At 50.6% G+C, this 235-nt stretch carries 1 protein-coding gene; it reads right to left on the bottom strand.

Features of this window, described 5'->3' with window-relative positions; translation table 11 throughout:
• Positions 1 to 235 (bottom strand): peptidylprolyl isomerase (locus tag ACTHS3_RS18650; RefSeq protein ID WP_440368897.1); only part of this gene is annotated, 235 nt, incomplete at both ends.

The following is a 235-nucleotide window of genomic DNA, read 5'->3' as shown; positions in this document are numbered from 1 at the left end:
ATGATAGCCGCGTGCCGCTGTTTTCACTTTGCTGATTTTACGGACAACGTCCATGCCGGAAGTAACTTTACCGAAAACGGCATAGCCGTAGCCTTGAGGGGTTTTGCTTTTGAAATTCAAAAAGTCGTTGTCGGCCGTATTGATAAAGAACTGGCTGGTTGCGGAATTCGGATCGCCGGTGCGCGCCATGGCGATGGTGCCGACGTTATTTTTCAGGCCGTTGTCTGCTTCGTTG

The organism is Neisseria sp. P0009.S007 (assembly GCF_051962515.1).
Note: the sequence above shows the minus strand (reverse complement) of the source record. Positions and strands in the feature narration are given on the sequence as shown.